Genomic DNA, 8552 nt, shown 5'->3' with positions numbered 1-8552 from the left:
TTCGGCGAGTACGAGAACCAGGACCCGGTCTATTACCGCGACGTGGACTGGCTCAGGGACGCCTGGGGTCTTGTAGGCGACGACGCCGATCCAGCCTCCGCCTCCAACGACGCCGTTTATGACAATCGCCTCTTCAGGGATATCCGCACCCTCGCGCAGGACGACTGGGGCGTCGTGACACTGGCGAACGCTCAACCCTCCAGCCCCACCGGTGACCCGGATGTGCCGGTTCCAAACCCGAACTGCACGGCCGCCACCGTGGATCCGCAGCTCGTCAACAACTGCTTCCCTGTCGATCCCGCCAAAACCTATGTGTTTGAAGGCGGAACAGCCCGGCTGGCCAACTTCGGCACCCGCATCGGCAACACCGGATACAGTCGGACACTGAACGTCGGCGGCGACGGCTCCAACTTTAACACGCGCGTCAATGTCGACGTCCTGTTTCCGCAGAACGAGTCACAGCGTTTCCAGAGCGGTTTCACTCTGGCCATGCTGGACAACGTCGATCTGTTCGGTGAGGCGAAGTTCGTCCATGAGGACACCTACTTCACCAGCGGCCCGAATTTCATGACGGGCTACATCTCCAACCTTTACCCCGCCAACGATACCGCCCCGATCCTGAGCAGCCGCGCCGCCACGCCGCGCCTGTTCACGACCCGTCTCGACAACGCCTTCCTGCCGGCTAACCTGCGGACGGCGATCCAGAACAACACGATCACCAACTACACGGCCCCAACGGCCACCCAACCGGGCCAGTTGAACCCCGCCACGACGCGCTCGGCGCCCTACGCCCGCTACAGCGCCTGGACGTCGGACCGGGATCAGGAGAACACCCGCGAGCTTCAGCGGTACGTCCTCGGCCTCCGGGGCGACCTCGACCGGCTCGCGTTCTTCAACAACGTGAACTGGGAAATCGCCGGAACCTACGGTCGAGTGGATGTCCATGAGCGCGAGGGCACCGATGACGGCGAGCGCTTCTCCTACGCCATGGATGCGGTGGTCGACACCGCCGGTGTGCTCGGCTCCCCGGGCGCGATCGTCTGCCGGGCGCGCTTGCTGACCGCGAATGGCGGATTGGTCACAGACCGCAACACCGGTGGCCGCATTGGCGCCAACGACCCGGACATCGCCCAGTGTGTCCCGCTGAACATCTTCGGCGCCGGCAATCAGAGCCAGGAGGCGCTCGACTACGTTCGGGCGAACATCATCTACACCGAAGAGCAGGAGCAGACCGACGTCACCGCCTTCCTCGGCGGGGAGCTGTGGGACTTCTGGGGCGCGGGCCCGATCAGCCTCGCGCTGGGCGGCGAGTACCGCAAGGAAGAGACGCAGGGCGTCGGCCGCAGCGCTTCCACGGCGGGCCGCTGGCTTCAAGGCAACACCGGCGCCGACTTCCTGCCGGCCAGCTATGAAACCGAGGAGTTCTTCGGTGAGCTGTCTCTTCCGCTCATCCGCGACAGTTGGCTGGGCGACTATGCCGAGCTCAGCGGTTCGTACCGCATGTCGGACTACACCACGGTGGGCGAGCAGGAGGTCTACGGAGTCAACTTCGTCTATCGCCCGAACAGCCAGATCGCGATCCGGAGCAGCCTCAACACCTCCATCCGCGTTCCCTCGCTGTCCGAGAACTTCGCCCCGCGTACGCTGACGTTCCTGAACCAGCTCAATGATCCCTGCGATACCCAGGTCATCAACAACCTGGCCGACCGGACGATCGCCAACCAGCGGATCGTCAACTGCGAGGCTCTGGCCGCTCAGCTCGGCCTCGGTGGGGTGTTCAACTTCTCGGACATCAACGCTCCGAACGCCTACCGCTTCGACGGCCGCGCCATCGCCGGCTTCAACGGCGGCAATCCCGCCCTGGTGCCGGAAGAGTCGGAAAGCTTCACCCTTTCGGCGATCTTCAAGCCGGACTTGATCCCGGACTTCTCGCTGGTGCTCGACTACTACGAGATCGAGATCGAAAACGTCATCGCCACGGTGACAGCGGGTGTAGCCGCGGGTCAGTGCGTCAGCGGTCCCACGCTGAACGCCAACGCCTGCAACACGCTCACCCGCTCGCCGATCAACGACCCGGCGACTGCGCCGGACGATCGTTTCGCGATCGTCACCTTCATCCAGGGTTCGATCAACTACGCCAAGCGGACGACACGAGGTCTCGATTTCACGGCCGCGTACAACATCGACAGCGTGAACTTCATGGGCCGCGACTGGGGCCGGCTGTCGTACCGGCTGAACGGCACATGGCTGATCGAACAGAAGCAGTTTAACGATGCGGAGAATCCCGCCAACTACGTCGGTCTGGACAGCACGATCGGCGCCGTGGCCTATCCGCGCGTCCGACTGACCTCGGCATGGACCTACGCGCCGACGGATCGCCTCAGCCTGACTTGGGCCATGGACTGGCAAACGGCCACGGATATCAATCCGGCGCGGGCCGTGGTCGGTGCACTCGACAACCGCCAGTTGAGCTATCACACGACCGGAGATTTCGCCCGTCATGACTTCACAGTGCGAACCAAGCTGCGGGACGACCTGTCGCTTCGCTTCGGGGTGGTAAACGCCTTCGACGCTAACTCTCCACCTCAGCTTCCAGCTGGCGCAGTCTTCACCAATTACGATAACTTTGGCCGGCGCTTCTTCATCGGCCTCAACTACCGGCCGTTCTAGCCACGAACGTGAGCAACACGACGGGAGGGGCGGCGCGCAAGCGCCGCCTCTTTCTGCATCTGGGAGCACTCGGGCTCAGCCGCTCGCGCTTCGGCGCTCGCCCCCTTATGCTCCGCGGCATGAGCCCCTCCGCAACCCCCACCCTCCCCGCCGGCCAGCCCGTCGGCCGCGTCGTGGCCATGCCGGCCGACACCAACCCCGAGGGCGACATCTTCGGCGGGTGGTTGCTCGCGCACATGGACCTCGCCGGGGCGACGCCGGCGTTCGAGCTGGCGCAGGGGCGGTGCGTGACGATCGCTCTCGACGGCATGGTGTTCCACCAGCCGGTTTCGGTCGGGGACGAGGTGTCGATCTACGCCCGCGTTCTGAAGACCGGGCGGACCTCGGTGCGGGTGCATGTCGAGGCGTGGAAGAGGCCCCGCAACCATGCCCAGGCGGCGTCCGTGCGGGTCACCGAGGGCGTCTTCACCTATGTCGCCATCGACGCAAACCGGAAGCCCCGGCCGCTGCCGACGGCGGCCGGATAACCCAGCGCGCCGCTGGGAAATTCTTGACCTTTCGGCCCGTCGCGCCTACCTCGCGGGCATGGCCGTCAGACGCATCCTCACCATCGACAACGCCGCCGACCTGGCGGTGCTGAAGCAGGTCTCCACCCCCGTGGAGGGTCCGGTGACGGACGAGCTGCGCGCGCTCATGGATGACATGCTGGAGACGATGTACGACGCGCCCGGCATCGGCCTCGCCGCCGTCCAGATCGGCGACACCCGCCGCGTCATCGTCATGGACCTGGGCGACAAGGACGGTTCGGCCTGCGACGTCGACCCGGCTGAGATGTCCGACGAAGACCGCGCGAAGTGGGAAGCGGAACGCAAGAATCCCCGCTATTTCATCAATCCGGACATCGTCTGGGCCTCGGACGAGACCGTTCCGTACGAGGAAGGCTGCCTGTCGATCCCTGAGTATTTCGACTCGGTCGAACGCCCGGCCCGCTGCCGCGTCCGCTACCTGAACTACGACGGCCAGCCAGTCGAGGAAGAGTGCGACGGCCTGTACGCCGTCTGCATCCAGCACGAGATGGACCACCTGAACGGCGTCCTGTTCATCGACCACCTGTCGCGGCTGAAGCGCGATCGCGCCGTGGCCAAGGTCAAGAAGAACGCGAGGCTGGCGGCCTGATGGCGCGCGCCTCGACCCGCCTGAAGCGCGCTCGCGACCGGATCGTCGATCCGTCCGGCCGCCGCCGCCTGACCCGCAACGAGAAGGTCGGCGTCGCCAGCGTGATCACCCTCGTCGGCGTCGCCGCGATCGGCGTGGTCGCCGGGGTGCTGCTGGACCGGCTGCTCGATTTCGACGACGCGCTCGACGCGGGCGGCGAATGGGACGAGGGCGGCGGCGTCTTCACCCGCTGGGACTGACGGCGGCGCCGACCGCTTCGTCCGCCACGGACCGACCGGCGCGGACCAGCTTGCGGCGAGAGTGTGGCGGCGGATGTCCGCGATTTAATGCACCTGTCCGGATTGTAACTGGAGCGTGGCAAACCTCGCCTGCACCGTGACGAAACGACGCGCCCCGCCGGCGGGACCCGCGTCACTCACATTGCAGAGGCGTCCATGACCCGCGCACCCCGTCTGAACCTCCGCGCGGGCCGCGGACAGGTCGGCGTCTCCAGCCTGGCCCTGTTCGCCGCGATCGGGCTGGCGTCCGCCGCCGAAGCGCAAGCGCCGGCCCCGGCTCCGACGGCCCCCGCGGCGGAGAGTCAGATCCGAACCTACGCGCCCGCCGACTTCGCCCGCTTCGCGCCGTCCAATGCTCTGGACATGCTGAACCAGGTTCCGGGCTTCTCCATCCGCACCGACAACGTCGAGCGCGGGCTGGGCGAGGCCACCGGCAACATCCTCGTCAACGGTCAGCGCGCGTCGAACAAGAGCGACGACATCCTCGCCCAGCTCCGCCGCATCCCCGCCTCGAACGTGGAGCGGATCGAAATCCGCGACGCCGCCGGCCTCCGCATTCCCGGCCTGTCCGGCCAGGTCGCCAACATCATCGTCAAGGCCGGGCGCATCACCGGCCAGTACGCCTGGACGCCGGAGTACCGGGCGCGCTTCACGGAGCCGGTGTGGGACCGCTTCAACGTCTCGGTCAGCGGCGAGCACGGTCCGGTGCAATACACCCTGGGTCTCGAGAACCAGGTCAACCACAGCGGCGCCGGCGGCGACACCTTCATCTACAACCCCGACTGGAGCGTGCGCGAGAGCCGCTACGACGTCTGGACCGGCGACAACAACCAGCCGCGGGCGACCGCCCGGTTCCGCCTGGACGGCCCGGGGGATGCCGTGGGCAACCTCAGCCTCGCCTATCGCCTGGCCGAGGGCGAGTATCACGAGAACAGCCGTCGCATCCCGACGACGGGCGTGGCCCGAACGGTGAATTTCGACAACTTCAACGAAGGCTTCGACTACGAGGTGGGCGGGGATTACGAGTTCGCCCTCGGCGCGGGCCGGCTGAAGCTGATCGGTCTGGACCGGCTGAGCGAGGTCGACTTCGAGAACAACGCCGTCTCCACCTGGGACGACGGCCGCGCCGACACCGGCGACCGCATCACCGGCCGGTCCGAGGCGGCCGAGCGGATCGGACGCGGCGAGTACCGCTGGAAACAGAGCGTCGCGGACTGGCAGGTCTCGGTGGAGGCGGCGTTTAACTCGCTCGACAGCGAGAGCGAGCTGTTCGTTCTTCAGTCCTCCGGCGCCTATGTCGAACTCCCCTTCCCGGGCGCCACCGCGCGCGTCGAGGAGAAGCGCTATGAGGCCATCGCCAGCTACGGCCGCCCCCTCAGCCCGACCTTCTCCTTCACGATCGCCGCCGGCGCCGAATACTCGGAACTCAGCCAGGTCGGCGGCAGCGGCCTGACCCGCACGTTCCAGCGGCCCAAGGGCCAGCTGACCGCCGTGTGGCAGCAGTCACCGGAAACCCGCTACAATCTCCGCCTGCAGCGCAAGGTGGGACAGCTGAACTTCGGCGACTTCCTCGCCTCCATCGACCTGGGCAACAACACCAGCGAAGACGAGAACCCCAACCTCGTGCCGCCTCAGAGCTGGGAAGCCGAGGTCGAGGCCAACCACAGCCGCGGCGCCTGGGGCAGTTCGACGCTCAGGGTCTACGCCCACCAGATCGACGACATCATCGACATCATTCCGATCGGCGCCGCCGGACAGGCCGTCGGCAACCTCGACAGCGCCACCCGCTACGGCGTCGAGTGGCGCAACACCATCAACATGGATCCGATGGGCTGGCGCGGGGTCAAGATCGACACCAGGGTGTGGTTCCAGGAGACCAGCCTCGAAGACCCGGTCACCGGCGAGGACCGGCCGATCACCGGCAACCTGCGACGGTTCGTCAGCCTGTCGCTCCGGCACGACGTGCCGGAAACGCCCTGGGCCTACGGCTTCAGCGCCAGCCACCAGCGCTACGCCCCCACCTACCGACCCTCGGAAGTGGCGCACGGCTTCGAATTCCCGGTCGGCGGCAACGCCTTCGTCGAGCACAAGGACGTCTACGGCCTGACCGTCCGGGCCGGCGTCGGCAACCTCTTCCACGGCGAAAGCTTCCTGCGCCGCACCGGCTTCGCGGGCCGCCGCACCGATCCAGTGTCATTCTACGAGCGCCGCGACCGCACGGTGGGGCCAATCTATTCGCTGGAAGTCCGGGGGAAGTTCTAGGCCCGGCGTTCCGGTCGGCGGCCGTCCCCGACGTCCCGGCGCGGGCGCCTGACGGTTGTTTCAGGCGGGTATGTACTTCTGGGAGGGGTCGATCTCCTGACCCGTGCTTGAGGATGACGGGTATGCGGATCTTGATCGTTTCCGCCATTCTGGGCGGCGGCGGCGGCGGCGGCATGCTGGCGCTGGGCGCCTGAGCAACCCGGTGACGCCGAACAAACGGACACTGGCCGAACAGACCAAACGCCGCCTGCGGATCGGAAGCAGGGCCGTCCCGACTGGGCGCCAGACCGGCGATCTACGCCAGGACTACAGATGTGAGAGCACCTTCAGCCGGCCGGACAGCTCGAGCCGCGCGGCCAGTGCGGGGGTGAGCAACGCCGCCGTCGACCGGAGCCTCAGAAGGGGGCTTTAGACAGCAAGACCGAGGGCAAGCTTCAGGCCCGCGCGCACTCCGAAGGGCTGACTTCCATCGGCGTCTGAAATCGGCGAGTCTTGCGCATGCGAGACCGCCTGTTCGTCCCTGTTCTCGGCCTCGGCCAGATCATCGGGTTCGCGTCGAGCTACTACCTCCTCGGCGTGCTGGCGGACCCGATCGCTCAGAGCACGGGCGCCGCCGCATCCCTCTTGTTCGCGGCCCTGTCCGGCGCGTTTCTGGTTTCCGCTCTCCTGACGCCGGCGTCGGGGTGGGCGATCGAACGCTATGGAGGACGGCGGGTTCAGGCGTTCGCGCACATCGCCTTCGCCGGCGCGCTGTTCTTGATGGCTGCGGCGACGACCCTCCCGGTTCTCTGGCTCGGCATCGCGGCCCTGGGCCTGGGCATGGGGACCGGCCTCTACGGCACGGCCTTCGCCATCGTGGTCGAGAAGCGCGGCCCCGAGGCGCGGCGCGGCATCACCGCCGTATCCCTGATCGGCGCATTGGGGGGCGGCCTCGGCTGGCCGATCAGCCGGGCCTTCGTCCAGGCCGGCGACTGGCGTTTGGCCTGCCTGTTCTGGGCGCTGTCCCATCTTCTCATCTGTCTCCCCCTGACCCTGGCCGTCTTGCCGAAAGCCTCGCCCGTCAGGAGCGGGCCCAGGGAAAGGACGCCCCTGAAATGGGACCGGCGCATGATCCAGATGGCTGGAATCTTCGCCGGCGCCTGGATGGTGTCCACGGCCATGGGCGCGCATCTGCCGCGCGTGCTCGACGCCTTGGGGATGAGCGCCTCGACCGCGGCCTGGGCGGCGGGGCTGATGGCGGCGAGCGCCATAGCCGCGCGGCTGTTCGACCTGTTGGTGATGCACCGCGCCCACCCCCTGATCACCGTACGGCTCGCATGTCTGCTGCATCCGCTCGGAGCCGTCTGCGCCCTCAGCGCGCCCCTTGCGGCTCCACTGCTCGCGATCGGTCAGGGCGCCGGAAACGGTCTGCTGTCGGTCGCCTCGGGCGTTCTGCCCCTGCACGTCTTCGGACCCGACCGGTATGCCGTTCGGCAGGCCCTCCTGCTGACGCCGGCGCGGTACCTTCAGGCTGCGGCGCCCGCCGCCTACGCCTGGGCCCTCGACGGCTCTGTGGCCGGAGCCCTGCTTCTGTCCAGCGCCCTGTGCCTTGCCATGTTGGTCCTCACCTTCGGCCTGCACGGCAAGGCCTCGCCCGCCTTGTCCGCACCCGCCGCATAGGGCAAAGCCCCCGGCATGCGCCTCGCCTTCATGGGAACTCCGGATTTCGCCGTGCCGTCGCTGGCCGAGCTGATCGCCTCGGGGCACGAGGTGGCGGCGGTGTATTCACAGCCGCCGCGTCCGAAGGGGCGGGGCCAACAGCTGACGCCGTCGCCGGTGCACGCCTTCGCCGAGACCATGGGCCTGCCGGTGTTCACGCCGGACTCCATGAAGAGCGCCGAGGCCATCCAGACCTTCCGCAGCCTTGCGGTCGACGCCGCCTGCGTCGTCGCCTACGGCCAAATCCTGAAGCTTGAGGTGCTGGAGGCCCCGAGGCTCGGCTGTTTCAACCTGCATGGATCCCTGCTGCCCCGTTGGCGCGGGGCGGCGCCGATCCAGCGCGCCATCATGGCCGGCGACCGCCAGACCGGCGTGCAGATCATGCGCATGTCCGAGGGGCTGGACGAGGGGCCGATCCTGCTGTCGGAGGTCCTGGACATCCGCTCCGACGACACGGCGGCGACGCTG

The 8552-nt window shown here is 67.6% G+C and carries 7 protein-coding genes; all 7 read left to right on the top strand.

Going from position 1 to position 8552, the window contains the following annotated elements; genetic code table 11:
- Nucleotides 1-2670, top strand: a 2670-nt coding sequence (locus VGB60_RS08525) for a TonB-dependent receptor domain-containing protein (protein ID WP_331037843.1), incomplete at its 5' end; no start/stop codon positions are given.
- Between the two features lie 119 nt (nt 2671-2789).
- Nucleotides 2790-3197, top strand: coding sequence for an acyl-CoA thioesterase (locus VGB60_RS08520; protein ID WP_331037842.1), 408 nt, complete (start codon nt 2790-2792; stop codon nt 3195-3197).
- A gap of 58 nt (nt 3198-3255) precedes the next feature.
- Complete coding sequence (locus tag VGB60_RS08515) at nt 3256-3846, top strand: peptide deformylase (RefSeq protein ID WP_331037841.1); 591 nt, start codon at nt 3256-3258, stop codon at nt 3844-3846.
- Nucleotides 3846-4085 carry a hypothetical protein gene (locus VGB60_RS08510; RefSeq protein ID WP_331037840.1) on the top strand — a complete coding sequence of 80 codons (240 nt, stop codon included), beginning with the start codon at nt 3846-3848 and terminating at the stop codon, nt 4083-4085. Before VGB60_RS08515 ends, VGB60_RS08510 begins: the two co-directional genes overlap by 1 nt.
- Before the next feature lie 195 nt (nt 4086-4280).
- The gene (locus VGB60_RS08505) at nt 4281-6386 is read left to right on the top strand and encodes a TonB-dependent receptor plug domain-containing protein (protein ID WP_331037839.1); all 2106 of its coding nucleotides are present in this window, start codon (nt 4281-4283) and stop codon (nt 6384-6386) included.
- 498 nt (nt 6387-6884) lie between these two features.
- Nucleotides 6885-8045 carry an MFS transporter gene (locus tag VGB60_RS08500; RefSeq protein ID WP_331037838.1) on the top strand — a complete coding sequence of 387 codons (1161 nt, stop codon included), beginning with the start codon at nt 6885-6887 and terminating at the stop codon, nt 8043-8045.
- 15 nt (nt 8046-8060) lie between these two features.
- A partial coding sequence (locus VGB60_RS08495; RefSeq protein WP_331037837.1) for a methionyl-tRNA formyltransferase occupies nt 8061-8552 on the top strand: 492 nt, incomplete at its 3' end.

The sequence above is a fragment of the Brevundimonas sp. genome (assembly GCF_036399195.1).
Classification (GTDB): domain Bacteria; phylum Pseudomonadota; class Alphaproteobacteria; order Caulobacterales; family Caulobacteraceae; genus Brevundimonas.
This window is presented reverse-complemented; position numbering and strand designations above follow the sequence as displayed.